The sequence below is a fragment of the Sphingomonas sp. Ell38C01 genome (genome assembly GCF_055231975.1).
In genome coordinates this window covers 530435-556317 of record NZ_JBUYVA010000001.1, presented here as the reverse complement: position 1 = coordinate 556317, position 25883 = coordinate 530435, and the positions used below count along the sequence as shown (strand labels likewise).

Annotated in this window: 30 protein-coding genes and 1 riboswitch; of the genes, 14 read left to right on the top strand and 16 right to left on the bottom strand. The window is 69.0% G+C overall.

Going from position 1 to position 25883, the window contains the following annotated elements:
• Positions 1-8: 8 nt before the first annotated feature.
• Positions 9-116, bottom strand: a riboswitch (TPP riboswitch).
• An 87-nt stretch (positions 117-203) separates the two neighbouring features.
• Together ACV7NO_RS02685 and ACV7NO_RS02680 are read right to left on the bottom strand one after the other, a co-directional pair.
• On the bottom strand, positions 204-1196 hold the full coding sequence (locus ACV7NO_RS02685; protein WP_463404489.1) for a ferritin-like domain-containing protein: 993 nt from the start codon (positions 1194-1196) through the stop codon (positions 204-206).
• 51 nt (positions 1197-1247) lie between these two features.
• Complete coding sequence (locus tag ACV7NO_RS02680) at positions 1248-2204, bottom strand: ferritin-like domain-containing protein (RefSeq protein WP_463404488.1); 957 nt, start codon at positions 2202-2204, stop codon at positions 1248-1250.
• Positions 2205-2416: 212 nt separating this feature from the next.
• Between ACV7NO_RS02680 and ACV7NO_RS02675 the strand changes: the two genes are divergently transcribed.
• The 3 genes from ACV7NO_RS02675 to ACV7NO_RS02665 all read left to right on the top strand — a co-directional run bounded on the left by ACV7NO_RS02675 (position 2417) and on the right by ACV7NO_RS02665 (position 5064).
• Positions 2417-2989, top strand: coding sequence for a sigma-70 family RNA polymerase sigma factor (locus ACV7NO_RS02675; RefSeq protein WP_463407263.1), 573 nt, complete (start codon positions 2417-2419; stop codon positions 2987-2989).
• A complete protein-coding gene (locus ACV7NO_RS02670; protein WP_463404487.1) occupies positions 2979-3695 on the top strand; it encodes an anti-sigma factor in 717 nt (238 codons plus the stop codon). The genes ACV7NO_RS02675 and ACV7NO_RS02670 overlap by 11 nt, the downstream gene beginning before the upstream one ends.
• A 70-nt stretch (positions 3696-3765) precedes the next feature.
• Positions 3766-5064, top strand: a complete 1299-nt coding sequence (locus ACV7NO_RS02665) for an Hsp70 family protein (protein ID WP_463404486.1) — start codon at positions 3766-3768, stop codon at positions 5062-5064.
• On the opposite strand, the gene ACV7NO_RS02660 is transcribed toward ACV7NO_RS02665, so the two are convergent.
• From ACV7NO_RS02660 to ACV7NO_RS02645, 4 genes are all read right to left on the bottom strand, one after another.
• A complete protein-coding gene (locus ACV7NO_RS02660; protein ID WP_463404485.1) occupies positions 5061-5927 on the bottom strand; it encodes a MipA/OmpV family protein in 867 nt (288 codons plus the stop codon). The two genes, ACV7NO_RS02665 and ACV7NO_RS02660, sit on opposite strands and share 4 nt — an antisense overlap.
• Positions 5928-5994: 67 nt before the next feature.
• Positions 5995-6432 carry a DUF2141 domain-containing protein gene (locus tag ACV7NO_RS02655; protein WP_463404484.1) on the bottom strand — a complete coding sequence of 146 codons (438 nt, stop codon included), beginning with the start codon at positions 6430-6432 and terminating at the stop codon, positions 5995-5997.
• Positions 6350-7153 (bottom strand): sterol desaturase family protein, encoded by an 804-nt coding sequence (locus ACV7NO_RS02650; protein ID WP_463407262.1) that lies wholly within the window; start codon positions 7151-7153, stop codon positions 6350-6352. The genes ACV7NO_RS02655 and ACV7NO_RS02650 overlap by 83 nt, the downstream gene beginning before the upstream one ends.
• A gap of 155 nt (positions 7154-7308) precedes the next feature.
• Positions 7309-7827, bottom strand: a complete 519-nt coding sequence (locus tag ACV7NO_RS02645) for a GNAT family N-acetyltransferase (RefSeq protein WP_463404483.1) — start codon at positions 7825-7827, stop codon at positions 7309-7311.
• A gap of 298 nt (positions 7828-8125) precedes the next feature.
• Here ACV7NO_RS02645 and crtY point away from each other — a divergent pair, with 298 nt between their 5' ends.
• The 4 genes from crtY to ACV7NO_RS02625 all read left to right on the top strand — a co-directional run bounded on the left by crtY (position 8126) and on the right by ACV7NO_RS02625 (position 12588).
• A complete protein-coding gene (gene crtY / locus ACV7NO_RS02640) occupies positions 8126-9298 on the top strand; it encodes a lycopene beta-cyclase CrtY (protein ID WP_463404482.1) in 1173 nt (390 codons plus the stop codon).
• Positions 9295-10773 carry a phytoene desaturase gene (locus ACV7NO_RS02635; RefSeq protein ID WP_463404481.1) on the top strand — a complete coding sequence of 493 codons (1479 nt, stop codon included), beginning with the start codon at positions 9295-9297 and terminating at the stop codon, positions 10771-10773. Before crtY ends, ACV7NO_RS02635 begins: the two co-directional genes overlap by 4 nt.
• A gap of 154 nt (positions 10774-10927) precedes the next feature.
• Entirely contained in the window at positions 10928-11509 is a 582-nt protein-coding gene (locus ACV7NO_RS02630; protein WP_463407261.1) for an LOG family protein, read from the top strand.
• 140 nt (positions 11510-11649) lie between these two features.
• Entirely contained in the window at positions 11650-12588 is a 939-nt protein-coding gene (locus ACV7NO_RS02625) for a phytoene/squalene synthase family protein (RefSeq protein WP_463404480.1), read from the top strand.
• A 90-nt stretch (positions 12589-12678) separates the two neighbouring features.
• On the opposite strand, the gene ACV7NO_RS02620 is transcribed toward ACV7NO_RS02625, so the two are convergent.
• On the bottom strand, positions 12679-12909 hold the full coding sequence (locus ACV7NO_RS02620) for a hypothetical protein (RefSeq protein WP_463404479.1): 231 nt from the start codon (positions 12907-12909) through the stop codon (positions 12679-12681).
• A 104-nt stretch (positions 12910-13013) separates the two neighbouring features.
• On the opposite strand from ACV7NO_RS02620, the gene ACV7NO_RS02615 reads away from it, so the two are divergent.
• A complete protein-coding gene (locus tag ACV7NO_RS02615; protein ID WP_463404478.1) occupies positions 13014-14837 on the top strand; it encodes an ABCB family ABC transporter ATP-binding protein/permease in 1824 nt (607 codons plus the stop codon).
• A 10-nt stretch (positions 14838-14847) separates the two neighbouring features.
• On the opposite strand, the gene ACV7NO_RS02610 is transcribed toward ACV7NO_RS02615, so the two are convergent.
• Genes ACV7NO_RS02610 through ACV7NO_RS02600 form a run of 3 tightly spaced genes read right to left on the bottom strand, consistent with a single transcriptional unit; the run spans position 14848 to position 16106 of the window.
• The gene (locus ACV7NO_RS02610) at positions 14848-15507 is read right to left on the bottom strand and encodes an SdpI family protein (RefSeq protein WP_463404477.1); all 660 of its coding nucleotides are present in this window, start codon (positions 15505-15507) and stop codon (positions 14848-14850) included.
• On the bottom strand, positions 15507-15788 hold the full coding sequence (locus ACV7NO_RS02605; RefSeq protein ID WP_463404476.1) for a metalloregulator ArsR/SmtB family transcription factor: 282 nt from the start codon (positions 15786-15788) through the stop codon (positions 15507-15509). Before ACV7NO_RS02605 ends, ACV7NO_RS02610 begins: the two co-directional genes overlap by 1 nt.
• 45 nt (positions 15789-15833) lie before the next feature.
• A complete protein-coding gene (locus tag ACV7NO_RS02600) occupies positions 15834-16106 on the bottom strand; it encodes a GNAT family N-acetyltransferase (RefSeq protein WP_463404475.1) in 273 nt (90 codons plus the stop codon).
• 47 nt (positions 16107-16153) lie between these two features.
• Here ACV7NO_RS02600 and recQ point away from each other — a divergent pair, with 47 nt between their 5' ends.
• The 3 genes from recQ to ACV7NO_RS02585 are packed head-to-tail and all read left to right on the top strand — an operon-like array spanning position 16154 to position 18791.
• Positions 16154-17929: a DNA helicase RecQ gene (recQ, locus tag ACV7NO_RS02595; RefSeq protein ID WP_463404474.1), complete on the top strand. Its 1776-nt coding sequence runs from the start codon at positions 16154-16156 to the stop codon at positions 17927-17929.
• A 29-nt stretch (positions 17930-17958) separates the two neighbouring features.
• On the top strand, positions 17959-18387 hold the full coding sequence (locus tag ACV7NO_RS02590; protein ID WP_463404473.1) for a protein tyrosine phosphatase family protein: 429 nt from the start codon (positions 17959-17961) through the stop codon (positions 18385-18387).
• 5 nt (positions 18388-18392) lie between these two features.
• On the top strand, positions 18393-18791 hold the full coding sequence (locus ACV7NO_RS02585) for a hypothetical protein (RefSeq protein WP_463404472.1): 399 nt from the start codon (positions 18393-18395) through the stop codon (positions 18789-18791).
• Positions 18792-19118: 327 nt separating this feature from the next.
• Here the strand turns inward: ACV7NO_RS02585 and ACV7NO_RS02580 are convergent, their stop codons facing one another.
• The 4 genes from ACV7NO_RS02580 to ACV7NO_RS02565 all read right to left on the bottom strand — a co-directional run bounded on the left by ACV7NO_RS02580 (position 19119) and on the right by ACV7NO_RS02565 (position 21796).
• Positions 19119-20522, bottom strand: coding sequence for an ammonium transporter (locus ACV7NO_RS02580; protein WP_463407260.1), 1404 nt, complete (start codon positions 20520-20522; stop codon positions 19119-19121).
• 32 nt (positions 20523-20554) lie between these two features.
• Positions 20555-20893: a P-II family nitrogen regulator gene (locus tag ACV7NO_RS02575; protein WP_463404471.1), complete on the bottom strand. Its 339-nt coding sequence runs from the start codon at positions 20891-20893 to the stop codon at positions 20555-20557.
• Between the two features lie 148 nt (positions 20894-21041).
• Complete coding sequence (locus tag ACV7NO_RS02570) at positions 21042-21239, bottom strand: putative signal transducing protein (protein ID WP_463404470.1); 198 nt, start codon at positions 21237-21239, stop codon at positions 21042-21044.
• Complete coding sequence (locus ACV7NO_RS02565) at positions 21236-21796, bottom strand: pyridoxamine 5'-phosphate oxidase family protein (protein WP_463404469.1); 561 nt, start codon at positions 21794-21796, stop codon at positions 21236-21238. Before ACV7NO_RS02565 ends, ACV7NO_RS02570 begins: the two co-directional genes overlap by 4 nt.
• A 50-nt stretch (positions 21797-21846) precedes the next feature.
• Here ACV7NO_RS02565 and ACV7NO_RS02560 point away from each other — a divergent pair, with 50 nt between their 5' ends.
• Together ACV7NO_RS02560 and ACV7NO_RS02555 are read left to right on the top strand one after the other, a co-directional pair.
• Positions 21847-22092 (top strand): type II toxin-antitoxin system CcdA family antitoxin, encoded by a 246-nt coding sequence (locus ACV7NO_RS02560; RefSeq protein WP_463404468.1) that lies wholly within the window; start codon positions 21847-21849, stop codon positions 22090-22092.
• Complete coding sequence (locus ACV7NO_RS02555) at positions 22092-22382, top strand: CcdB family protein (protein WP_463404467.1); 291 nt, start codon at positions 22092-22094, stop codon at positions 22380-22382. The genes ACV7NO_RS02560 and ACV7NO_RS02555 overlap by 1 nt, the downstream gene beginning before the upstream one ends.
• A gap of 3 nt (positions 22383-22385) precedes the next feature.
• On the opposite strand, the gene tldD is transcribed toward ACV7NO_RS02555, so the two are convergent.
• Together tldD and ACV7NO_RS02545 are read right to left on the bottom strand one after the other, a co-directional pair.
• On the bottom strand, positions 22386-23813 hold the full coding sequence (tldD, locus tag ACV7NO_RS02550; protein WP_463404466.1) for a metalloprotease TldD: 1428 nt from the start codon (positions 23811-23813) through the stop codon (positions 22386-22388).
• Positions 23814-23832: 19 nt separating this feature from the next.
• Positions 23833-24063, bottom strand: coding sequence for a zinc-finger domain-containing protein (locus tag ACV7NO_RS02545; RefSeq protein WP_463404465.1), 231 nt, complete (start codon positions 24061-24063; stop codon positions 23833-23835).
• A gap of 66 nt (positions 24064-24129) precedes the next feature.
• Between ACV7NO_RS02545 and ACV7NO_RS02540 the strand changes: the two genes are divergently transcribed.
• Positions 24130-25056, top strand: a complete 927-nt coding sequence (locus ACV7NO_RS02540; RefSeq protein ID WP_463404464.1) for an ABC transporter ATP-binding protein — start codon at positions 24130-24132, stop codon at positions 25054-25056.
• The last annotated feature ends 827 nt before the right edge of the window (positions 25057-25883 follow it).

Sequence of the window (25883 nt, the reverse complement as noted above, 5' to 3'; positions counted from 1 at the left end):
GGGGGCGGCCAGTTGGCGACCTCCCTCCCTCCGCCGGTGTCAACCGGATCAGGTTCGGCGGGTCGCAGCATCAGCTGCCTCTCAACCACTTGTGCGTGGTCCCCCGGGGATGGTGCCGAGCATAGGCCGATGTACCGAGCCCCACAAACGAAAAGGGCCGCGCCCGGAGGCACGGCCCTTCCGGTCCGTGAGGACGCGCGCGATCAGTTCGCGGCGCTGGTGCGGATCGTGCCGTTGACGCCCGCGGGGAAGAACCCGCCCGCCGCGACCGCCGCCTTGTTGAGATAGACGATGTTGAGCACCTGGCCCGTCGAGCGGCTGTACGCGATCGCGTTGCTGTCGGCGGGGACGATGTTCGACGTCGTCGAGTCGGCGCTGACGCCCTGGTCGAGATCGGTCGAGCCGTCGAGCGTGTCGCGCGCGTTCGAGATGTTGTCCGCGCCCGAGCGCAGCGACGGCGTCGCCAGCCCCTTGCGGTAGAGCGTCGTGCGGATCAGCCCGGCGTGATACGCCTCCGCCGCGAGGATGCCCGCCGCGGCTTCCAGATATGTCTTGTTGGTGATGAGCGGCGCGGCGCCCTTGTAGGCGGTGACGCCGACATCCTCGAAGATGAACGCGCCGAGCAGGAAATTCTCGTCCGAGGCGTAGGGATCGAACGTCGCGGTGGCGCCGATCACGTTGGCGGCGCGCGCCGCTGCGGTGAACGCGCCGTTCGCGTCGCCCGCGATGTTGATCGCGGGCATCGCGACCGCCGAGGTGCCGAGCTGCGCGCGCAGGAAATTGACGTGCGCGAGCTCGTCCGCCGCGATCTCGCGCGCATATTGCGCGACGACGGGGTCGGTGAAGGTCACCTGGCGCCCGCCGGTGACCGCGCCCTGGGTGCCGGTGCCCGTCAGCGACGCGGCGGGAAGGCCGGTGCCGTAGACCGCGTAGTAATAGAATTGCGCCTCGAGATATTCGAGGTTCAGCGCGAAGTTCAGCACGTCGGCATCGGTGATCCCCGTCGTCGGCGTCGGGGTGGGCGTCGGCGAGGGGTTGAGCAGCGAATCGCCACCGTCGTCGCCGCAGGCGGACAGCAGCATCAGCCCGCCCGCGGTGGCACTGGCGGCGCCCGCGACGCGGAGGAACCGGCGGCGCTGCAGGCGGCGCGCTTCCGATGCGTCGAGGACGGTGGCGAGAATGTCAGCATGGTTCATGGCGGAAATCCTAGATTGGGGAGCGTCTGGCGAAGGGGGCGTGGTCGCCCGTCAGTTCGCCGCGCTGGTCCGGATCGTGCCGTTGACGCCGGCGGGGAAGAAGCCACCCAGGGTGACGGCGTTCCTGTTGAGATAGACGATGTTGAGCACCTGCCCCGTCGTCCGGCTATAGGCGATGCCGTTGGCGTCGAGCGGCACGATATTCGACGCCGCCGCGCCGTTGATCGTCACCGGCGAGATGCCCTGATCGAGATCGCTGGTGCCGTCGAGCGAATCGCGCGCGTTCGAGATCGCGTCCGCCGAGGTGCGCAGCGACGGAGTCGCGACACCCTTGGCGTATAGCGTGCCGCGGACGATCGCGGCGTGATACGCCTCGACCGCGAGGATGCCTGCCGCCGCCTCGAGAAAGACCTTGCTGGTCAGCAGCGGCGACGCGCCCTTGTAGGCGGTGACGCCGACATCCTCGAAGATGAACGCGCCGAGGAGGAAATTCTCGTCCGAGGCGTACGGATCGAACGCGGTGCCCGCGGGGACGAGGCCGGCGGCCTGCGCGGCCTGGCTGAACGCCGAGGTGGCGGTGACGCCGATGTCGATCGCGGGCATCGACACCGTCGCGGTGCCGAGCGCCGAGCGCAGGAAGCGGACATGCGCGATCTCGTCATTGGCGATCTCGCGCGCATACGCGGAGACGAGCGGATCGGTGAAGGTCACCTGCTTGCCGCCGGTGAGCGCGCCCTGCGTGCCGGTGCCGGTGAGCAGCGTGGCGTCGAGCCCGGCGCCGTACGCGGCCCAGGAATAGAATTGCGCCTCAAGATATTCGAGGTTCAGCGCGAAATTGAGCACATCCGCGTCGCTGACCGTCTGCGCCTGCGCCGGCGTCGACACGAAGAAGCCCCCGGCGGTGGCGACCGCGGCGGCACCCGCCATCGTCGTGAACAGCTCGCGCCGCGTGTTGCGGCGTTCGACGCGCGCGTCGAGGACCCCGATAAGGTCTTTGGTGTCGGTCATGCGGGGCATCTCCTGAAACTCTCGTACCATTGCGTCGTCGCAACGTCCTAGTTCGGAACCGCCGGCTTGCAACAGGGGCAAATCCGGTCGATGTCCGGCAACTACGAGAACGGGGACAAAAGGATGCACGGGCCGGGGCAAAAATGCGGCGTGCCGACGATCGGTCTGGCCGGCGGACGATCGGGCGGGCGGGCGATCGGCGGGCGGCGCGCATGAGCGGTGCGGATGCGGCCGATGCGGCGCGTGCTCGGCTGGTCGACGCGCTCGTCCAGACCGGCGAACAGGACAGACGCGCCTTCGGGCTGGTCTATCGGCTGACCTCGGCGAAGCTGTTCGGCATCTGCCTGCGTATCTGCGGCGAACGGCAGAGCGCGGAGGAGGTCTTGCAGGAAGTCTATGCGCTGGTGTGGCGGCGAGCGGCGGGGTTCCAGCCTGCGCGGTCGAGCCCGATCACGTGGCTGGCGACGATCGCGCGCAACCGCGCGATCGACTGGCGGCGCGCGAATCGGCGGCTGCCCGCGACGACGCTCGACGCCGCGCCCGAGGTCGCGGACGACGCGCCGCTGGCGGATGCGGGGATCGAGCGCGACGAGGACGATCGCAAGCTGCACCTGTGCCTCGAGTCGCTCGATGCGACGCAGCGCACCGCGATCCGTGCCGCCTTCTTCGACGGCGCGACCTATGCCGAGCTGGCGGACCGCGATGCGATTCCGCTGGGGACGATGAAGAGCCGCGTGCGCCGCGGGCTGATGCGGTTGAGGGAGTGCCTGTCCGATGACGCCTGACGCCACGCCCGACGGTGACATCCCCGATGACGACATCCTCGCGGCGGAGCTGGCGCTCGGCCTGCTCGAGGGCGCCGCGCGCGCCGACGCGACGCGACGGATGCTTGCCGACCGCACGTTCGCGGACGCCGTGGAGCGGTGGCGGGACCGGTTCGCGACACTGTTCGCGGAAATTCCCGAGGTCGTGCCCGAAGCCGGCGTCGCGCGCCGGGCGACGCGCGCGGCGAACGACGATCGCGCCGCGCCCTGGCGCTGGGCGACCGCGGGAGCATCGGCGGTCGCGGCGGGACTGCTCGCGGTGATCGTGCTGCGCCCCGCGCCGGTCGCGCCGCCGCCCGCGTCGGTGGTGGCGAGCGCGCCCGCGCCGACGATCCTGGCGGCGGCGATGGCCTCCACCCCGGACGGCAAGGGCGCGCCGTTCCCCGCGACCTACGATGCGGCGGGCGGCGCGGTGCGCGTCGCGGGCACGGTCGCGGTGCCCGCGGGGCGGAGCGCGCAGCTGTGGGTGATCGCGGGCAAGGACGCGCCGCGGCCGATCGGGCTGCTGGGCGTGGCGGGCACGAGCATCGTCCGGCTGTCGCCTGCCGACCGCGCCCGCGTGGCGGCGGGGGCGACGCTGGCGATCTCGATCGAGCCGGTCGGTGGATCGCCCACGGGGGCGCCGACCGGGCCGGTGGTGGCGACGGGGGTATTGGTCACCGCATGAGGATGCGTTTCGACATGATGCGCGGGGCGGTGTAAGCGCGCCGGCCCCGTCCCGATCGCGAGTCGCCCGCATGTCCGATCCCCTCCCCACGCTCGGCCTGGATTTCGGCACCACCAACAGCGTCGCCGCGATCGCGCGCGGCGGCACCGCGGAGATGGTCGCGCTCGATGCGCCCGACGGCGCCGACGCGGTGTTCCGCTCCGCACTGTGCTTCTGGCAGGACGAGGACGCCAAGGGCGGCGTCGCGCACGAGGGCGGGCCGTGGGCGATCGCGGAATATCTCGACTGGCCCGAGGGCAGCCGCTTCCTGCAATCGTTCAAGTCGGTCGCGGCGAGCGCCAGCTTCGACACCGCGAGCGTGTTCGCGAAGCGCTATCGGTTCGAGGAGCTGGGCCGGCTGTTCCTCGCGCGGATGGCGGCGCGCGCGGGCGGTGCGCTCGATGACAGGGCGGCGCGCGTGGTCGTCGGCCGGCCGGTCGAATATGCGGGGTTCCGCCCCGACGCAGCGCTGGCGCGCACGCGGTACGACGCGATGTTCGCCGAGCTGGGGACGGAAGTGCACTATGTGTACGAGCCGCTGGGCGCGGCGTTCAGCTATGCCGCGCGGGTCGAGGATCCGGCGACGATCCTGGTCGCGGATTTCGGCGGCGGAACGAGCGACTTCTCGGTGGTGCGGGTCGAGGCGCCGGGCGCGGCGCGGCGGTGCACGCCGCTGGGCCATGCGGGCATCGGCATCGCGGGGGACCGGTTCGACGCGCGGATCGTCGACCATCTGGTGCTGCCGCTGCTGGGGCTGGGCGGATCGTACCGGTCGTTCGACAAGGTGCTGGAGATTCCCCGCGGCTATTTCAGCGACTTTTCGGACTGGAGCCGGCTGGCGCTGATGCGCAACCGCAAGACGCTGGCCGAGCTGGAATCGCTGCGCCGCGCCGCGCTGGACCCGGACGCGATCGCGCGGATGATCGCGGTGATCGAGCAGGAGCTGGGCTATCGGCTGTACGACGCGGTCGGGCAGGTGAAGCGCGCGCTGTCGGCGAGCGAGACCGCGCGGTTCGCGTTCGCGGGCGCGGACGTCGCGATCGAAGCCGAGGTGACGCGCGCCGAATTCGAGACGTGGATCGCGCCCGACATCGCGCGGATCGAGGCGACGGTCGATCGCGCGCTCGACGCTGCGTCTGTGCCGGCGGCGGCGATCGACCGGGTGTTCCTGACCGGCGGATCATCGCTCACCCCCCGGATCCGGCGCGTGTTCGCCGAGCGGTTCGGCGAGGACCGGCTGGCGACGGGGGGCGAGCTGACCTCGATCGCGCACGGCCTCGCGCTGATCGGGCAGCAGGAGGACGTGGCGCGCTGGGCGGTGACGCCTTAGAAGGTGTAGCCGATACCGACGACGCCGAGCCACTGGTTGCGCGAGCCCGCGATCGAGACGACCGGCGTCCGCCCGAAATCGTTGAGCATCCGGCTGTACGTGCCGCCTGCGACCAGCTTCCATCCCTTCAGCAGATCGCCCGTCAGGGAATAGGTGCCCGCCGCGCCCAGCGAATAGTTCTTCCACCCGCCGCGCGTGCCGTAGACCGGTAGCCCGCTGGCGAGCGACTGGGCGGCGTTCACGTCGAAATAATAGCGCGCATAGTCGCGATCCGCACGCTCGGCCGACGCGAAGACCCCGATCGCGGCCTTCAGGCTGAGCGGGGTGAGATAATTGATCGTCGGCTGCCAGATGCCGCCGCCATGCGCGCCCGCGACGTCGTGGCGATAGCTGAGCGAGACGCTGAGCTTGTCGTACGGGCTGGTGACGACGCCCGTCTTGCCGATCCCGACGAAGCCGCCGAGCTCGATCGCGGTATCGCGCTCGCCCAGCGCGCGGACGCGACGGTCGTCGATCTGCGACAGCGCGGACCGGTTGAAGTTGATGACGCCGATCGGACCGGCCTGCAGGTCCCAGCTCGGCCCCGACGGATTCTTGATGAGATCGACGCTGGCGCGGTTGCCCAGGACGGTGAAGGCATAGCCCTTGATCGACCCGATCGCAGCGGGCGCCGGCATGAAGCGATAGTCGTTCGAGCCTTCGTAATCCGTCATGTAGGCCGCACCGAGGCCCACGGTGATCGTATCGCCGAACTCCGGCTGCGGGGGGGCCACGGGCACCGCCGGCACGGTCGTGTCCTGTGCGACGGCGGGTGCGGCCGCGAGGAGGCTGGCGGCGAGAGCCGCGATTCGGATGGCGCGCAAGATGGTCGTCCCCTGGATGTCTTGCGCGCACAACACGCCGGGGCCGCTTTGGGTCCGTAACGAATCGTCAGAGCAGGTAGCGCATCTTCACCTGTTGCACATCGGCATCACCGTCGAGCGTGAACCGCGCCGCGGCGAACCTGGGCGGGCCGAAGAAGATGCGCGGGTTGCGCGAGAAACCGAACCCCTCGCGCGGGATCCCGGCGACGGTGTCGAGCTTCGCGTTGCCGTTCTCGTCGTGGATCACCGCGATCGCATAGCCGCCATGGGGCAACGCATCGAACCGCAGCGTGCGGGTGGCGGCGGGGATGGTGCGCGTGACCGCATCGGCATCGTCGACACAGGCGGGGAAGTTCTTCGGATCCGCGGTCAGGCAGATGCGGACGAGGCCCTTCGCGTTGCGCAGGTTGTCGACCGCGACGTCAAGCCGCGTGGTCGGCGCCGCGCCCGGCAGCAGCGCCAGCACGATCGCCGCGCCCAGCACTGTGGTTGCGGGCTTTCGCATGCGCCTTCGCGAAATCGCCGATGCCGCCGTCCGTGCCGCAGAGCCGGTCCCAGACGCGAAAATAGAGCCCATAATTGCACCCATATCGTTCATGATGCCGCTGATGATGGCTGGCGGTGATGAGCCAATCCCCCATTGGCCCGGCCCACATGAACCTCGGGAATATTTCCCACCCCATATGGTTCGTCACCCCCATAACCGTCATGACCGTCAGCACCAAGCCGAGAGCGCCGACATGGATCGGAATCGCGAAGACCAGTAGCGGAATGGCCACAGCGCCGGTCAGCGCCTCGATCGGGTGAAACGCCATCGCCGCCCAGGCGGTGGGCGGACGGCTGGCATGGTGGACCGCGTGCGCCAGCCTGAACGGGCGGGGGCGGTGCATCCAGCGGTGCGTCCAGTAGAACCACGTGTCGTGCGCGGCGAGGTACAGCAGCACCGAGACGGGAAGATACCAGAGCGGCATCGCGTGGACGTCGGCATAGATCCGCGTCCAGCCGCGATTCTGCCAGCCCCAGGCGACGATGCCGGCGGGCACGCCGTAGATCGCGGCGGAGGCGAGGCTCCACGCGATCTCGCGCCGTACCTGCGCGTCGAGGCCACGATAGAGGCCGGGATGCCTGGCGCGCGTCGCGAGCGCGAACCCGCCCGAGGCTGCGAGATAGCGCACCCCGACGATCAGCGTCATCGCGAGCGCGGAGAGGAGGATGGCGAGCAGCATCGGGAGCGGGTTGTAGGGCATCGCGGGGGCGGGTGCACGGAGGTTTTGGAAACGACCGTCACCCGGCGGAGGCCGGGATCTTTATCCGCGGGCGTGCCGCTGGAGGAGAGAGACCCCAGCTTTCGCCGGGGTGACGGTTGGGGCCTGGTTGACGGTCAGGACACCACCCGCTCGAACATCCGCGTCGGAGCGTCGTGGTAGAGGCCGTCGCCCAGCGTGCGATAGCCGAGGCGGTCGGCGAGGCGGATCGAGGCGGCGTTCTCCGGCGCGATGATGCACATCGTGCGCGCGATGCCCGCCGCGTCCGCCCAACCGAGCACCGCCGCCAGCGCCTCGTGCGCATAGCCGCGACCATGCGCAGCGGGGGCGAGCGCCCAGCCGACCTCGGGCGCGTCGATCGCGGGGACGATCGCACGGCGCGCCTCGATCAGCCCCACGTCGCCGAGAATCTCGCGGGTCGTACGGTCGCGGACGACGAAGCTGCCATAGCCGAACAGCGACCATTGCCCGACCGAGCGGAGCAGCCGGATCCATACCTCCTCGCGCGATCGCGGGGTGCCGCCGATGAAGGCGTAGACCGCGGGATCCGCCCACATCGCGGCGAGCGTATCGAGATCGTCGGCCTGATGGGGGCCGAGCGTCAGGCGGTCGGTGTGGAGGGTCGGGCAGCGCATGTGGGGGGTCTAGCGCGGTGGATCGAAGGAAGGAACGGTGACCTTCCTCGATCCGACTTCCTTGATCCTACTTCCTTGATCCGTTCGCCTCGAGTAGCCGTCGAGACGGCGTATCGAGAGGCGGTTGGAGTGGGCGCGCGATCTCTCGATACGGGCTCCCGACTTCGCTCGATCCCTACGCGAGACGAACGGATGACTGGTCCGAACGTCAGTGTGGCCCGGCTGACGTCCGGACACTTTGTCCCACCCCCGGTGAAACCGCTTCGCGCGTCCGGTGGCTTGGGCTAGGCAGGCTGCGATGCCGTCCACCACCACCTGCGATGTCGCGATCGTCGGCGCCGGGCTTTCCGGCGGGCTGATCGCGATGGCGCTGAAGGCGCGGCATCCCGCGCTCGACGTGCGGCTGATCGATTCGGGCGATGCGATCGGCGGCAACCATGTGTGGTCGTTCTTCGGCAGCGACGTCGCCCCCGCCGAGCGCGCGCTGCTGGCTCCCGCGGTGACGCATGCGTGGCGCGGCTACACCGTCGCCTTCCCCGCGCACGAGCGCGCGATCGACGCGACCTATTATTCGATCGAGAGCGAGTCGTTCGCGCGCGCCGTGACGAAGGCGCTGCCCGAGGGCGCGGTGATGCTGGGCCGCCGCGTGCTGGGCGCGTCGCCGACCGCGGTTGTGCTGGCCGACGGCGATCGCATCGAGGCGCAGGGCGTGATCGACGCGCGCGGCGCGGCGGACCTGTCGACGCTCGATCTCGGCTGGCAGAAGTTCGCAGGGCACGTGCTGAAGCTTGCCGCCCCGCATGGCCAGACGCAGCCGATGGTGATGGACGCGCGCGTCGACCAGCATGACGGCTATCGCTTCGTCTATTGCCTGCCGTTCGGCGACACCGAGATGTTCGTCGAGGACACCTATTTCAGCGACACCCCCGATCTCGACCCGCAACTGCTCGGCGAGCGGATCGCCGCCTATGCCACGGCGCGGGGCTGGCGGGTGGAGGCGGTGCTGCGACGCGAGACGGGGGTGCTGCCGATCACGCTGGGGGGCGATTTCGAGACGTACTGGCGATCGGGCGGGCGCGGCGTCGCCAAGGCGGGGATGCGCGCGGGGCTGTTCCAGCCCGCCACCGGCTATTCGCTGCCCGACGCGGTGCGGCTCGCGACCCGGATCGCGGCGCTGGACGACCTGTCGGGGGCGAACCTCGCCGCGTTCACGCACGACTATGCGGCGCGGCGCTGGCGCGCACAGCGTTTCTACCGGATGCTCAATACGATGATGTTCCGCGCCGCCGATCCGGGCGAGCGCTGGCGCGTGATCCAGCGATTCTACCGGCTCGACGCCGCGCTGATCCGGCGATTCTATGCGGGACGATCGACCTTCGCGGACAAGGCACGGATCCTGACGGGCAAGCCGCCCGTTCCGGTCGCGCGCGCCTTTCGCGCACTCAGGGAAACCAAATGGATGGGCAAGTGAAGCGCGCGATCGTGGTCGGCGCAGGGTTCGGTGGGCTGGCGCTGGCGATCCGGCTGCAATCGGCGGGCGTGAAGACGGTGATCGTCGAGGCGCGCGACAAGCCGGGCGGACGCGCCTATTACTGGGAGAAGGACGGCTTCACCTTCGACGCGGGCCCCACGGTCATCACCGATCCGGCATGCCTGGAGGAGCTGTGGGCGCTGTCGGGCGCGCGGCTGGCGGACGACGTGACGCTGGAGCCGGTGCAGCCCTTTTACCGGCTCAACTGGCCCGACGGGACCAATTTCGACTATACCAACGACGACACCGTGCTGCGCGGCGAGATCGCCAAGCTCGATCCGGAGGACGTCGCAGGCTATGCGCGGTTCCTCGACTATTCGGCCGGCGTCTACAAGGAGGGCTACGAAAAGCTCGGCCATGTCGCGTTCCTCGACTTCGCGTCGATGATAAAGGCCGCGCCCGCGCTGGCGAAATACCAGGCGTGGCGATCGGTCTATTCGATGGTGTCGACGTTCGTGAAGTCGGAAAAGCTGCGCGAGGCGCTGAGCTTCCACACGCTGCTGGTGGGCGGCAACCCGATGACGACGAGCGCGATCTATGCGCTGATCCACAAGCTGGAGCGCGACGGGGGCGTCTGGTTCGCCAAGGGGGGCACGAACCGGCTGATCGCGGGCATGGTCGCGCTGTTCGAGCGGCTGGGCGGCGAACTGCGGCTGGGCGACGCGGTGACCGAGATCGAAACGCTGGGGGACCGGGTGACCGGCGTCGCGTGCGCAAGCGGTTGGCGCAGCGACTGTACGATGCTGGCGGCCAATTCGGACATCATGCACACCTATCGCGACCTGCTGAACACCTCGCGCAGCGCAAAGCGGACGACCGCGAAGCTGGAGAAGAAGCGCTATTCGCCGTCGCTGTTCGTCGTCCATTTCGGGATCAAGGGAACGTGGCCGGGCATCCCGCACCACATGATCCTGTTCGGCCCGCGCTATAAGGGGCTGCTGGCGGACATCTACGATCACGGCGTGCTCAGCGAGGACTTCTCGCTGTACCTCCATCACCCGACCGTCACCGATCCGGCGATGGCGCCCGAGGGGATGAGTACTTTCTATGCGCTGGCGCCCGTGCCGCACATGGGCAAGTTCCCGGTGAACTGGGACGAGATCGGGCCGATCCTGGAAAAGCGGATCCTCGACGAGGTCGGGCGGCGGCTGATCCCCGACATCCACGAGCGGATCGTGACGAAGTTCAGCTACAGCCCTGCGGACTTCGGGACGGACCTCAAGGCGCATCTGGGAAGCGCGTTCAGCCTGGAGCCGGTGCTGACGCAGAGCGCGTGGTTCCGCGTCCACAATCGCGACGACCATATCCCGAACCTGTACTTCGTCGGGGCGGGGACCCATCCGGGTGCGGGGATCCCGGGCGTGGTCGGAAGCGCGAAGGCGACGGCGGCGCTGATGCTGGAGGGTGGGCGGTAGAGGCTCTTGCAAATCCTGCCCGGAACGGGGAGGGACATCGCTCGCGCAGCGAAGGGTGGAGGGGGCTCCGCCACGGGCGGGGTCGGTTGCGGCTGGCCCCCCCTCCACCATGCGTCGCATGGTCCCCCTCCCCGTTCCGGGGAGGGTCTGAATGATGAAGCGTCTGGCGATCTATTGCGGCTCCGCCACCCCGGCCGATCCGGTCTATATCGAGAACGCCCGCGCGATCGGGCGGACGCTGGCGGCGCGCGGGATCGGCGTCGTCTATGGCGGCGGGCGGCTGGGGCTGATGGGGGCGATCGCGGATTCCGCGCTCGAAGCCGGGGGCGAGGTGATCGGGGTCATTCCGCAGGCGCTGGTCGATGCGGAGGTCGCGCATCGCGGGTTGACCGAGCTCCACGTCGTCTCGGGCATGCACGAACGCAAGGCGAAGTTCACCGACCTGGCGGACGGGTTCGTGACGATCCCCGGCGGGACGGGGACGATGGACGAGCTGTGGGAGGCGCTGAGCTGGGCGCAGCTGGGCTATCATGCCGATCCCGTCGGGCTGCTCAACGTGGCGGGCTATTACGATCACCTGATCGCGTTCTGGGAGACGATGGGCGAAGTGGGCTTCCTGCGCGCGCAGCACCGCGACCTGCTGATCGTGGCGGACACGCTGGACCTGCTGCTCGAGCGGATGGGCGCGCATGTGCCGACGCAGCCGATCGTGCGGATGGCGGCGTCGGACCTTTAGGGTGCACCTACAGCCGTTCGCACTGAGCTTGTCGAAGTGCCGTCCTTTCTTGCCGACGTCGAAAAAGAAGAACAGCACTTCGACAGGCTCAGTGCGAACGGGATTGGTTTGAGCATGGTGTCGACAATGGAGTGCCGGCGGTGACTGCCGCCCTCCCCTCCCGCGACGCGATCGTCGCGACCGCGCATGAATCGATCCGGCGCGGGTCGAAGAGCTTCGCGATGGCGAGCCGGCTGTTCGGGCGGACGACGCGCGAGCGGGCGTGGCTGCTCTATGCGTGGTGCCGACGGTGCGACGATATCGTCGATGGGCAGGATCACGGCCATGGCATGACGCGGGTGACCGACCCGCAGGCGCGGATCGCGGAGGTGCGCGCGCTGACCGAGGCGGCGCTGGCGGGCACGGTGGTTGGCGCGCCCGCGTTCGACGCGCTCCGGATCGTCGCGACGGAGACGCACATGCCGAAGCGCTGGCCGCGTGACCTGATCGACGGGTTCCAGCTCGATGCGGACGACTGGCGCCCGCGCAGCGAGGACGACCTGTACCGCTATTGCTATCATGTCGCGGGCGTCGTCGGGTGCATGATGGCGGTCGCGATGGGGGTGCCCGCGGACGACCACGACACGCTCGACCGCGCGTGCGACCTGGGACTGGCGTTCCAGCTGGCGAACATCGCACGCGATATCGAGGAGGACGATCGGGTGGGGCGCTGCTACCTGCCCGTCGAATGGCTGGTCGAGATGGACATCCCGGCCGGGCAGCACATGAAGCCGCCGTTCCGCGCGCGCCTCGCCGTGCTGGCGAAACGGCTGGCGACCCGCGCGGCGCTGCACGAGGCGAGTGCGCGCGTGGGCGCGGGGGCCCTGTCGTTCCGCTCTGCCTGGGCGGTGCTGGCGGCGGCGGAAATCTACGGCGCGATCGGGCGCGAGGTGGCGGCACGCGGCACGCAGGCGTGGGATCGGCGGGTGACCACGGGGACGGGGCAGAAACTGGGGTTCGTGCTGAAGGCTGGCGTCGCTGCGGCGCGGGGGCCGATCGAGCCGGTATCGCGCGAGGGGCTGTGGACGCGGCCGAGGTAACGTCGTTCCAGCGGAGGCCGGGATCTCTTGCCACTGGCGCGCATCACCCGCGAACGACCCCAGCTTTCGCTGGGGTGACGTGACGACAGTTTAGCTCCGCCGCGTGGCCTTGCCCTTGGCCGCGACTTGCATCCCCGACGCGCGACAATCGCCGGTGATGACGGGGTAGGAAAGGTCGGTGTTCTGCGCTAGCGCCTGCGGCAGTTCGGCGCGGCACTGCGCCATCGTCGCGTAGCGCGCCGGCATCATACGCGCCGGCTCGCAGGCGGTGCTGCCGTCGCCGCAGCCCATGATCGCCATCACGAAAAAAAGCGGTTCCATACATCGTCTCCACTTACGACAGCGAAACTGCCGGGTGCGACGAAACGTTCCATCGCGCGCGCGCCCTTGCGAAGCGGGGCGGGGCGGGCGACATGGCCGGTCATATGCCCCCGCAAACGATCAAGACCGGCCCCGAAGAACCGCTGTGGCCGACGCTGCGGCGGTTCCTCCCCTATCTCTGGCCCGCGGGCGAGCCGGTGCTGAAGGCACGGATCGTCGGCGCGATGCTGCTGGTGATCGCCTCCAAGCTCGTCCAGGTGCTGGGCGCGGCGTACACGCTCAAGTTCGCGGTCGACCGGATGGCGGGGGGCGACCGGGCCGGGGTGGCGATCGTCGTCGGGCTGGTCGCGGCCTATGCGCTGTCGCGCTTCGCCTCGACGCTGTTCGACAATCTGCGCAACGCGGTGTTCGAACGCGTGGGGCAGGATGCGACGCGGCGGCTGGCGGCGGTCGTCTTCCGTCACCTCCACGCGCTGTCGCTGCGCTTCCATCTGGAGCGCCGGACGGGCGCGGTGACCAAGGTGGTCGAGCGCGGGACCAAGAGCATCGACACGATGCTGTACTTCATGCTGTTCAACATCGCGCCGACCGCGTTCGAACTGGTGCTGGTGCTGGGCATCTTCTGGACCAGCTTCGGGGTGTGGCTGGTCGCCGCGACGGTGGTGATGGTGGCGGCGTACATCGCGTTCACGCGGATCGTCACCGACTGGCGCAACGCGCTGCGCGTGCGGATGAACGATCTCGATACCGGCGCGGTGGCGCATGCGGTCGATTCGCTGCTCAACTTCGAGACGGTCAAATATTTCGGCGCGGAGGAGCGCGAGGCGCGCCGCTACGACGCGGCGATGACCGCTTATGCCAATGCCGCGGTGAAGAGCGAGAACAGCCTGGCGTGGCTCAACGTGGGCCAGGCGCTGCTGACGAACGCGATGCTGGCGATCGGCATGGGCGTGGTCGCCTGGGGCTGGGGCCAGGGGCGGTTCAGCGCGGGCGACGTGGTGTTCGTGTCGACGCTGCTCAGCCAGCTGTTCCGCCCGCTCGACCTGCTCGGGATGGTCTATCGCACGATCCGGCAGGGTGCGACCGACATGGCGGCGATGTTCGCGCTGGTCGACACGCGCACCGACGTGCGCGACGCCGACGATGCGGCGCCGCTGGCGGTGGCGCAGGGGCATGTGCGGTTCGAGGGCGTACGGTTCGGCTATGATGAAGGTCGCGAGATCCTGAAGGGGATCGATCTCGACGTGCCGGCGGGAACGACGCTCGCGGTCGTGGGTCCGTCCGGCGCGGGCAAGTCGACGCTGGCGCGGCTGCTCTATCGGTTCTGGGACCTGACGGGCGGGCGGATCACGATCGACGGGCAGGATATCGCGCGCGTGACGCAAGCCTCGCTGCGCGCCGCGATCGGGATCGTTCCGCAGGATACGGTGCTGTTCAACGACACGATCGGCTACAACATCGCCTATGGCCGGGAAGGCGCGGACGATGCCGCGGTCCGGCGGGCTGCGCGAGGTGCGGCGATCGCGGGGTTCATCGAGGCGCAGCCCGACGCGTACGACACGCGCGTCGGCGAGCGCGGGCTGAAGCTGTCGGGGGGCGAGAAGCAGCGCGTGGCGATCGCGCGGACGCTGCTCAAGGACCCGCCGATCCTGATCCTCGACGAGGCGACGAGCGCGCTCGACAGCCGGACCGAGGCGGAGATCATGGAAACGCTGGAGACGATCGAACGCGGCCGCACCACTATCGTGATCGCGCACCGGCTGTCGACGATCGTCCATGCCGACCAGATCGTGGTGCTGGAGGCGGGCGCCGTCGCGGAGCGCGGGACGCACGCCGAGCTGCTGCGGCGCGGCGGGCTGTATGCGGAGATGTGGGCGCGCCAGCAGGCGGAGCGGCAGTCGGGCGAGGGCGCGATCGCGGCGGAATAGGAATCGCCCGTCACCCCGCGCGGCGCGTCGTGCGCCAGAAGAAAAACGAGTAGATCACCGGAGTCGCGACCATCACCAGCATCGTCGCGACCACGAACGCGTGGCGCGTTTCGCGCTGCATCGGGAGAATCGCAAGCAGGATCAGCGCGACGCCCGCCGCGATCGTGATCCGCGCGGCATAGCGGTGCGTCGCGATCCAGTTCTCCGGATCGGTCAGGGTCCAGGGCGTGCGGATGCCGACGAAGAAACCGGGGCGCGATTTCGGCAGCGCATTGCCGAGCAGGACGAGGACGACCCCCATCGCCACCAGCACCGTGCCCGCGGGCGGCACGATGCCGTGGACCGGCAGGATCACCATAGCCTGGAGGGCGACCATCAGCCCGAGCAGGGCGGTCCACGCGGTGCGATAGAGTGGCGCGCTGGCGGACAATCGGTCCTGGATCGGCTCGATCCGCGGCAGCACCGCCATCAGCCCGGCGAGGAACGCGGTCAACGCGACATGCCCGAACAGCGCCGGGGCGGCGTTCGCGGTGCGGTCGGCGCGTCCGTCGAGCGTCCAGTGGACGGGCAACTGCGTACCCGGCGGAAGATGTCGCCACGTCGCCGCCGCCACGAACGCCATCCCGGCGACCACAAGAACCGATGCCAGGATATGGCCGCGATATCGCATCATTCGTCTCCTTCGCGCACGTCACCGACACCCAGCCGGCCCATGAACCCCATCACCACCTCCTCCAGCGCCGACAGGTTCAGCGTGTAGACCACGCTGGTCCCGCGCTGCTCGGCCTGGATCAGGCCCGCCGCCTTCAGCCTGGCGAAGTGGTTGGACATGGTCGGCTTCGAGACGTCGAACGCATCCGCCAGCGCGCCGGCGGTCATCCCGCCGCGTTTCAGCAGCTCCAGGATGCGGCGGCGCGTCGGATGCGCGAGGGCGTCGAAGACGGTGTCCACCCGCGGCCTATATTCGCAATTCGACTAATTAGCAATATGGCTAAATTATAGCAGCAGGTCCCGGTACGCCGGGTGTCGATCGACGAACGCGCGCACGAAGGTGCATTGCGGGACGACCTTCAGCCCCTGGTCGCGGGCGCTGTCGAGCGCGGCGCGGATCAGCGTGGAGGCGACGCCGCGGCCCTCGATCTTCTTCGGGACCAGCGTGTGGGTGAAGGTGATGACGCCGTCCTCGCGCTGGTAAGCCGCGACCGCGCGGTGGCCGTCGACCTCGATCTCATATTCCTGTTCCGCCTTGTTGTCGTAGACCGATGGCATCGAATGTCCGTTCCCTGTGCGGTGTCCGCGTGGCTATAGCGCAAACGATGTCGCGTGACCCCGTATCCGTCCTCCAGTCGCTGTTCGGCTTTCCCGATTTCCGCGGGGTCCAGCGGCAGGTGGTCGATCGCGTGCTCGGCGGCGCGTCGACGCTGGCGGTGATGCCGACGGGTGCGGGCAAGTCGCTGACGTACCAGCTGCCCGCGACGATGCTGGAGGGGACGTGCATCGTCGTCAGCCCGCTGATCGCGCTGATGCACGACCAGCTGCGCGCCGCGGAGGCGGTGGGGATCCGCGCGGCCACCCTGACGTCGGTCGACCAGAACCAGGCGGAAACGCGGGGCCGCTTTCTCGCCGGCGAACTGGACCTGCTCTACGTCGCGCCCGAGCGCGCGTCGCAGCCGGGGTTCCGCGACATGCTCGATCGCGCGCGCATCGCGCTGTTCGCGATCGACGAGGCGCATTGCGTCAGCGAATGGGGGCATGATTTCCGCCCCGATTATCGCCTGCTGCGCCCGCTGCTCGACGCATGGCCGCAGGTGCCCCGCCTCGCGCTGACCGCGACCGCGGACGCACATACCCGTGCGGACATCCTCGACCAGCTCGGCATCCCGCAGGACGGGCTGATCGTCGCGGGGTTCGACCGGCCCAACATCCGCTACGCGATCTCACCGCGCGACAATGTCGGGCGGCAGATCGCGGACCTGATCGCGGAGACGCCGGGCCCCGGCATCGTCTATGCGCAGACCCGCGCCGCGACCGAGAAGCTGGCCGAGGCGCTGGCGAAGACCGGACGGCCGACGCGCGCCTATCATGCCGGGCTCGATCCCGCGGTGCGCGCGAGGAACCAGGCGGACTTCGTGAAGTCCGAGGACATGGTGATCTGCGCCACCGTTGCGTTCGGGATGGGGATCGACAAGCCCGACGTGCGTTTCGTCGCGCACGCCGGGCTGCCGAAGTCGATCGAGGGCTATTATCAGGAGACGGGGCGCGCGGGGCGCGACGGCGATCCCGCGGTCGCGCACCTGTTCTGGGGCGCGGACGATTTCGCGCGCGCGCGCCAGCGGATCGGCGAGGTGGAGCCGCATCGCCAGCCCGGCGAGCGCGTGCGGTTGCAGGCGCTGGGCGCGCTGGTCGAAACCGCGACGTGCCGGCGGCGGATCCTGCTGAAGCATTTCGGCGAGACCCCGCCCGAGACCTGCGGCAATTGCGACAATTGCCTGTCGCCCCCCGCGGCGCTCGACGCGACCGAGACCGCGAAGAAATATCTCTCCGCGGTGTTCCGCACCGGGCAGATGTTCGGCACCGGCTATATCGAGCAGGTGCTGACAGGCCAGTCGACCGAGCGGAGCGTGACCAACGGGCACGAGGCGCTGTCCGTCTGGGGGATCGTCTCGGGCGAGGAGGCCGCGCTGCTCAAGCCGGTGGGCCGCGCGCTGCTGTTGCGCGATGCGTTGCGCGCGAACGAGCATGGCGGGCTGGAGTTCGGGCCCGACGCACGCGCGATCCTGAAGGGCGGCGCGACCGTCCCGCTGATCGTCCCGCCGAAGCGCGAACGGCGGCGCGGCGCGCGCGGTTCGGCGAGCGCGGTGCCGAACCCGGTCGGCGATCCGCTGTTCGAGGCGCTGCGCGCGAAACGGCGCGAGCTGGCGCAGGACCAGGGGGTGCCCCCCTATGTGATCTTCCACGATTCGGTGCTGCGCGAGATGGCGGAGCGTCGGCCCGATACGCGTGGCGCGCTGGGGCGGATTTCGGGGGTTGGGGAGCGCAAGCTCGACGCCTATGGCGACGCCTTCCTGCAGGTGATCCACGACGCGGCCTGACGCACGCGTGGACGACAAGGAGACGAACGATGGACCTTCGCCGATTGACCGACCATGTCTCGGTCGCGCCGCAGATCGCCCCCGACGACGTCCCCGCGATCGCCGCGGCGGGGTTCGCGCGAATCGTCAACAACCGTCCCGATGGCGAAGAGCCGGGCCAGCCGACCGGTGACGCGATCCGCGCGGCGGCGGAAGCGGCGGGCCTCGACTATGTCGCGATCCCGGTGACGCAGGCAGGATTCAGCCACGCGCAGGTGACCGCGATGGTCGAGGCGCTGTCGGGCAGCGCGCCGGTGCTGGCCTATTGCCGCTCGGGTACGCGCTCGTGCAATGTGTGGGCGCTCGCGGGCGCGGGGATGGGCGAGGATCCGGCCGCGCTCGTCGCGACCGCGGCAGGGGCTGGATACGACCTGTCGGGGTTGCGCCCACTGCTCGACACGCTCGCGTCGCAGCGCTGACGGGCATGACGGACGCGGTTCTTCTGGGTGGGGCGGGCGTCGCCGCGGTCGCGATTGCGGCGGCGGCTTGGGCGTTCGCGCGCCGCGGCGACGGGCGGCGGATCGACGCGCCCGAGGAGGCCGCGCGCGCCGCGGAGGAGGCGGTGCCGGGGTTCGTCGCGCGCGATGCGGTGGTCGGCGCGGATTCGCGCGCGGCGCTGGTCGTCGGCGAGGGCGCGCATGCGGTGGTCGTGACGGTGCGCGGCGCGCGGCTTGCCGCACGCCCGGTCGAGTGGCGGACGATCCGCGCGGTCGCGGACGGAATGCTCGTCGAGACGGGCGACCGACGCTTCGGCGCGGTGCTGCTCGCGCGGGTCGACGCGCTCGACATGCGGCGACTGTCGCCGGGGCGGGTTTCGGGCTGAGATCTTCGTGCGAAGCCTCAAAAAGGGGCGGTTCGCGCGGAGGCGCGGAGAAGAAGGAATGGGCGGGATTACGATTTCCGGCCACGTCACCCCAGCGATAGCCGGGGTCTTTTACGATCGGAGCACACCATCACCGGGAGATCCCAGCTTTCGCTGGGACGACGATCGGGGGCGGGCGAACGGGGGCGGGCGGGCGAATCCCGGGGCGAAATCTTCGCGTCGTCGCGCAAACCCAAAAAAGGGCCCGACACTTTCGTGCCGGGCCTTAGGTCGTCCGCAGGAGGAACATGGTTCGGGGAGCGGGCATCGAGCCCGCCCCCGATCTCGTCAATAATTGTAGGCGCGCTCGCCGTGCTCGTTGATGTCGAGGCCTTCGCTCTCGACCTCTGCCGAGGGGCGCAGGCCCATCGTCATCTTGAGCCCGTAGAAGAGCACCGCGGAGACGCCGCCCGAAAGGACCAGGGTCAGCGCGACCGCCTTGATCTGGGTGATGACCTGCGCGGCCATGTCGTAGGTGCCGGGCACCGCGGGGAACTGGGTATAGTCGAACCAGCCCTGCCCGCCGAGCGCCGGCGACGCGACGATGCCGGTGCCGATCGCACCGATGATCCCGCCGACGCAGTGGATGCCGAACACGTCGAGCGTGTCGTCATAGCCCAGCTTGTTCTTCACCGTCGTCACGAAGAAGAAGCATACCGCCGAGGCGACGAAGCCGAGCAGAATCGACGTCATCGGCGCGGCGAACCCGGCCGCCGGGGTGATCGCGACGAGGCCGGCGACCGCCCCCGACACGCCGCCCAGCAGCGACGGCTTCTTGTGGACGATCTGCTCGATCACCGCCCAGGCGACCGCCGCGGCTGCGGTGGCGACGAAGGTGTTGATGAACGCGACCGCGGCGACACCGGTGGCCTCGAGGTTCGACCCTGCGTTGAACCCGAACCAGCCGACCCACAGCAGCGAGGCACCGATCATCGTCATCGTCAGCGAGTGCGGCGGCATCGGCTCCGACTTGTAGCCGCGGCGCTTGCCGATGATGAGGCAGCCGACGAGCCCGGCGATGCCCGCGTTGATGTGGACCACGGTGCCGCCCGCGAAATCGAGCGCGCCCCAGCCATAGAGCAGCCCGGTGTCGGTCGGCGCGTCGGACAGGAAGTCCGGGCCCGCCCAGTACCAGACCATGTGCGCCATCGGGAAATAGACGATCGTCAGCCACAGCACGACGAAGATCAGCAGCGGCGTGAACTTGATCCGCTCCGCGAACGCGCCGACGATCAGCGCGGGCGTTATGCACGCGAAGGTCATCTGGAAGCAGACGAAGGCGTATTCGGGGATGTAGACGTTGTTGGAGAAGGTGGCGGCCATCGTGGTGCCGTCGACCCCCATCAGGAACGCCTTGGAGAGCCCGCCGACGAAGCTGTTGCCGCTGGTGAAGGCGAGGCTGTAGCCCCAGCAGACCCAGACGAGCGACGCGACGCTGACGATCATGAACACCTGCATCAGCACGCTGAGCATGTTCTTGGTCCGCACCAGCCCGCCATAGAACAGCGCGAGGCCGGGGATCGACATCATCAGCACCAGCGCCGACGAGATCAGCATCCAGGTGGTGTCGCCCTTGTTGACCATGCCCGCCATCGCGGCGGCATCGGGCGCCTTGATCGGCGCGGCGGCCTGCGCGAGCGCGGGCACCGCGGCGGTGAGCGCGGCGACCGCGGCGAGCGCGCCGGCGGCCATGTATGTCTTCGAAACGTTCATCTGCCCCCCCATCACAGTGCGGTCTCGTCGGTTTCGCCGGTGCGGATGCGCACCGCCTGCCCGACGTCCAGCACGAAGATCTTCCCGTCGCCGATCGCGCCGGTGTTGGCAGACGCCTGCACCGCCTCGACGACGCGGTCCGCCAGGTCGGCGGCGCACACGATCTCGATCTTGATCTTGGGCACCATGTTGGTGCTGTATTCGGCCCCGCGGTAGATTTCGGTCTGGCCCTTCTGGCGGCCGAACCCCTTCACCTCGGTGACCGTCATCCCCGCAACCCCGATCGTGGTGAGCGCCTCGCGCACCTCGTCGAGCTTGAACGGCTTGATGATGGCAATGACCAGTTTCATCCCGCCCCCTTCGCGAAATTGTCCTGTGGGACTGCTCAGCAACGAGCGTGCCAGTTGGGATGCAGGGGGTGGCACGGGCCACGGGGGCGCGGGCAAATCCTAACGCGCGGTAAATTTTCGGGCAGGCATTGACGTCGATGCCTGAAAATCAGGCATCGACGATCGCCTTCGCCGCCGCGAGATCGTCCGCGTCGACCATCACGCGCACCGGGATCAACAGCCAGCTGCCGTCGGCGATACTCGCGCCGCCGTCGAACGCGATCGCATCGATCCCCTCGCTGTCGAGCCGCCCGACGAGGATGTTGGCGAGGTTGCGGTCGTAGCGACCGAGTTCGACGAGACTCATGCGGCAGGAACGCCGGGGGACCGCGTCGGGTTGCGCACGGGCAGGCCGTCGATGCTCTTCGTACGGACCGCGTATTTGGCAAAGCGCGTCTCGTCGGGGTTGGCGCGATGGTATTTACCCAGCGTCGGGCGCTCGCGATCGAACGCCATATAGGGCACGCCCCAGCCGCACGACGTCTGCACCTGATCGATCGCGACGCGGAAGATCTGGCGGGTGCCGGGGAGCAGCGTGAAGCGCGCGGCGAGATCGTCCCACGCATCGTCCTGCGGCAGGACGGGCGTGCCGCGGCCGTAGATCCGGAAGATCAGCGCGGGGTTGTCGAACGCGCAGAACATGATCGTGATGCGCCCGTCCGCCAGCAGGTGCGCGTTCGTCTCGTTCCCCGATCCCGCGACGTCGAGATACGCCACCGTCCGGTCGTCGAGCACGCGGAAGCTGTCCATGCCCTTGGGACTGAGGTTGACACGCGCGCCGGGCGCGGCGGTGGCGACGAAGAACACCGGCTGCTTCGCGACGAACGCGCGGTGGTCCGGGGTGAGCGCGGGGAAGAATTCCATGGCGGCGGCTCCATGTTGACGGGCATACTGCATGCGCATAACATACCTGCATGAAACACGATAGCGTCGGCACGCAGAAGCGCAAAGCTGTCAACGTCCTGCTCGATACCGGTGTGGTGGCCGCCGCCCGGGCGCAGGGGATCAACCTGTCGCGCGTGACCGAGGAGGCGTTGCGCGTGGCGGTCAAGCGCGAGCAGGAGCGCCGCTGGCGCGAGGACAACCGCGAATGGATCGCGGACTTCACACAGTGGTACGACCGGGAGGGCGATCCCCTGGCGCATCTCGAGACGCTCTGATGCCGCAATTCGACGTGCTGCGCGTCAAGGACGGCGCGCTCGTCCTCGATTGCCAGAACGATCTGCTCGGCGACCTGCCGTCGCGGTTCGTCGCGCCGCTTCGCGATCCCGGGCTCGTGAAGCCGACCCGGTTGACGCCGCTGTTGCGGATCGACGGCGCCGACCTTGTGATGGTCACGCCGCTGGTTCGCGGTATCGCGCGGCGCGACGTGATCGGAGTCGTCGCGAACCTCGCGGATCAGGAATGGGTCATCAAGTCCGCGCTCGACATGCTCATCTCGGGATTCTGACGCCTACGCCGCGGTGCCGCCGACCGTGAGCCCGCCGACCAGCAGCGTCGGCTGGCCGACCCCGGCGGGGACGCTCTGCCCGCCCTTGCCGCACATGCCGATGCCCTCGTCGAGCGCGAAATCGTTGCCGACGCCCTGCACCTTGGTCAGCACCGTCGGGCCGTCGCCGATCAGCGTCGCGCCCTTGATCGGCGCGCCGAGCCGGCCATTCTCGATCCTGTAGGCCTCGGTGCACGAGAAGACGAACTTGCCCGAGACGATATCGACCTGCCCGCCGCCGAACGCCTTGGCGAAGATGCCGGTCTTCACGCGGCTCAGCAACTCGGCCGGATCGTCCTGGCCGCCCTTCATGAAGGTGTTCGTCATCCGCGGCATCGGCGCGTGCGCGAAGCTCTCGCGGCGGCCGTTGCCGGTCGGCGCGACCCCCATCAGCCGCGCGTTGAGGCGATCCTGCATATAGCCCTTGAGGAAACCGTCCTCGATCAGGATCGTCTCCGACGTCGGCGTGCCCTCGTCGTCGATCGTCAGCGATCCGCGCCGGTCGCGGATCGAGCCGTCGTCGACGACGGTGACGCCGCGCGCCGCGACCTGTTCGCCGATCCGGCCCGAGAACGCGCTGGTGCCCTTGCGGTTGAAATCGCCCTCCAGCCCGTGGCCGATCGCCTCGTGGAGGACGATCCCCGGCCAGCCCGGCCCGAGCAGCACCGTCGTCTCGCCGACCGGCGCGGCGACCGAATCGAGGTTCACCACCGCCTGGGCCAGCGCCTCGTCGATCGCGCGGTTCCACGTCTCCGGCTCGAACAGCGTGTCGTAGAGATAGCGCCCGCCCATCCCGAACGTCCCCGTCTCGCGCCGGCCGTTCGCCTCGACCACGATCGACACGTTGAGGCGGACGAGCGGGCGCACGTCGGTCGCGACGAAGCCGTCGGCGCGGACGATCTCGACGACGCCCCACTGTCCCGACAGGCCGACCGACACCTGCGCGACGCGCGGATCGCGCGCGCGCGCGGCGGCGTCGATCGTCTGGCACAGGTTCACCTTGTCGGCGAAGGGGACGAGATCGAGCGGATCGGCGTCGGTATACAGCCGGTGGTTGGTCCGCTGCGGCGCGGGCGCCTTCGCGGCGGCGGAGGGATCGATCAGCGCCATCGTCTCCGCGGCGCGCACGATCGCGGCTTCGGAGAGTTCGTTGGCGTGCGCGAACGCGGTCATCTCGCCCGACACCGCACGCAGCCCGAAGCCGGCATTGGTGTCGTAGCTCGCGGTCTTCAATCGCCCGTCGTCGAACCCGAACGCTTCCGAGCGGCGATACTGGAGATAGAGCTCGCCATCGTCGGCCTTCGCCAGCGCGGCGGCGGTCAGCCGCTGCGCCGCGTCCGGGTCGAGCTGGTCGCGGTAGAGGTACGAGCGGGGGTCTGCGGTGGTGGCCATGCCCCGGAATATAGGCAGGTTACCGCCCGGCGCCATCCCCGTGATCGGGGAGCGTCGACTGGTCCGCCCCGTCCGCCGGGCCGCCGATCAGCACGAAGCGCCGATCGCAATAGCCGCAATCGACATAGCCGCTCTCGTCGATCTGGAGCCACACGCGCGGATGGCCGAGCGCGGTGGGGATACCGTCATGCGCGCCGTCGCAGGCGACGCGGGCGTGGGAGACGCGGGTGGTTTCGGGGGGCGGCAGCATGAGCCACGCGATAGCAAGCGTGCCCGCGCCTAGCAATCGTCTCGCACGCGGCCTAAGTCCGGCCGCATGACCGACGCCGCGATCAGCATCCACGACCTGTGCAAGACCTATGAGGGCGGCAAGCGCGCGCTCGACGGGGTCAGCTTCGATGTCGCGCGCGGCTCGATCTTCGGGCTGCTCGGCCCCAACGGCGCGGGCAAGTCGACGCTCATCAACACGCTCGCCGGGCTCGTCAACAAGACGAGCGGAACCGCGTCGATCTGGGGCTTCGACATCGACGCGCACCCGCGCAACGCCAAGGCCTCGATCGGGATCGTCAACCAGGAGATCCTGTTCGATCCGTTCTTCTCGCCGCTCGAGACGCTGGAGATCCAGGCCGGGCTCTACGGCGTGCCCAAGGCGCAGCGGCGATCGATGGAACTGCTGCGCGCGGTGCATCTGGAGGACAAGGCGAACGCCTATGCGCGCACGTTGTCGGGCGGCATGAAGCGCCGGCTGATGGTAGCCAAGGCGATGGTCCACTCGCCCCCCGTCCTCGTCCTCGACGAGCCGACCGCGGGCGTCGACATCGAACTGCGCCAGCAGCTGTGGACCTATGTCCGCTCATTGAACGACGCGGGCGTGACGGTGGTGCTGACGACGCACTATCTCGAGGAGGCCGAGGCGCTGTGCGACCGCATCGCGATCATCAACCACGGCACGCTGATCGCCAACGAGCCGACGCGCGAGCTGGTCGGCAAGGCACAGGAGAAGATCGTCGCGGTGACCGTCGACCGCGACGTCGCCGCCGTCCCCGCCAACGCCTGCTTCCACAAGATCGCGCTGAAGGGCGCGCGGACGCTGGAGATCACCTATCAGAAGGACCGGGTGAACGCGGGCCAGGTGCTGGCGGCAGTGACCGGCGAAGGGTTCGGGATCGTCGACGTCTCGACCAAGGAAGCCGATCTGGAAGACGTGTTCCTCAGCCTGACGCGGGCGGCAAACGCGGGATGATCGTCGCTACGGCGGCTGCCACCTTTTGTGTCCCCGCGAAGGCGTAGACCCGGACCCCGGCCTTCGCTGGGTTAGACAGCAAGGACGAACCGCAGAGCGGCCGTGCCACGCAAGCGAAAGGTTAGTCTGAGGCTGGCCCATGCGCGCAATCTTGCGTGAGCGTCGGGAAAGCGAAAGCACGATCTGATCGCTGTAGACGCTTACCATCGCCCGGTGATGTAGGGCAGTGGGTTATAGTGCTTATCTGCTCTCGCCCACTAGCGGACATTACCTTTTTTCGACATCATCGCGCTGTGCGTTATCAAGATCTCAAAATCCGCGATGCTGGCCGTCTGGCTGCCATCGCTGGCGGCCTAATCATCATAGTCGCTGGAAGCATGATTTTTCGAAAAGAGGTCGAGCCTCTGATCAACATGCTCCCCATGCGATCAAAGGAGCCGTTCATCCCGATCATGTTCGCCCTGGCGACCATGGCGGTGCTGAGCGCCGGAATGGCCATACATTATCTTAGATCGTCGCCGGCACAGAACGCCGAATACATCGCTCGCATGGCAGCTAAGGGTCGTCATCCGGGCAGGAGGTTCGACCCATCTCTACTAGACCCTTCCGATCCAGACTTCCGCGTCCCGACGTGGGATTATCTACGACGGCGTCGCAACGCGAGACACTGAGGAACGTCAGCTTCGTACCAATAGACCCCTACTCCCCCGCCAGTTCCCGAGACCGCCGCGCCAGCCGAACTGCCTCGTCGATCAACGCGGCGGTGTGGGCTTCGTCCCGTTCACGGACGGCGATCGTCAGGCAATTGCCGGCTTCGCGGTGCAGGC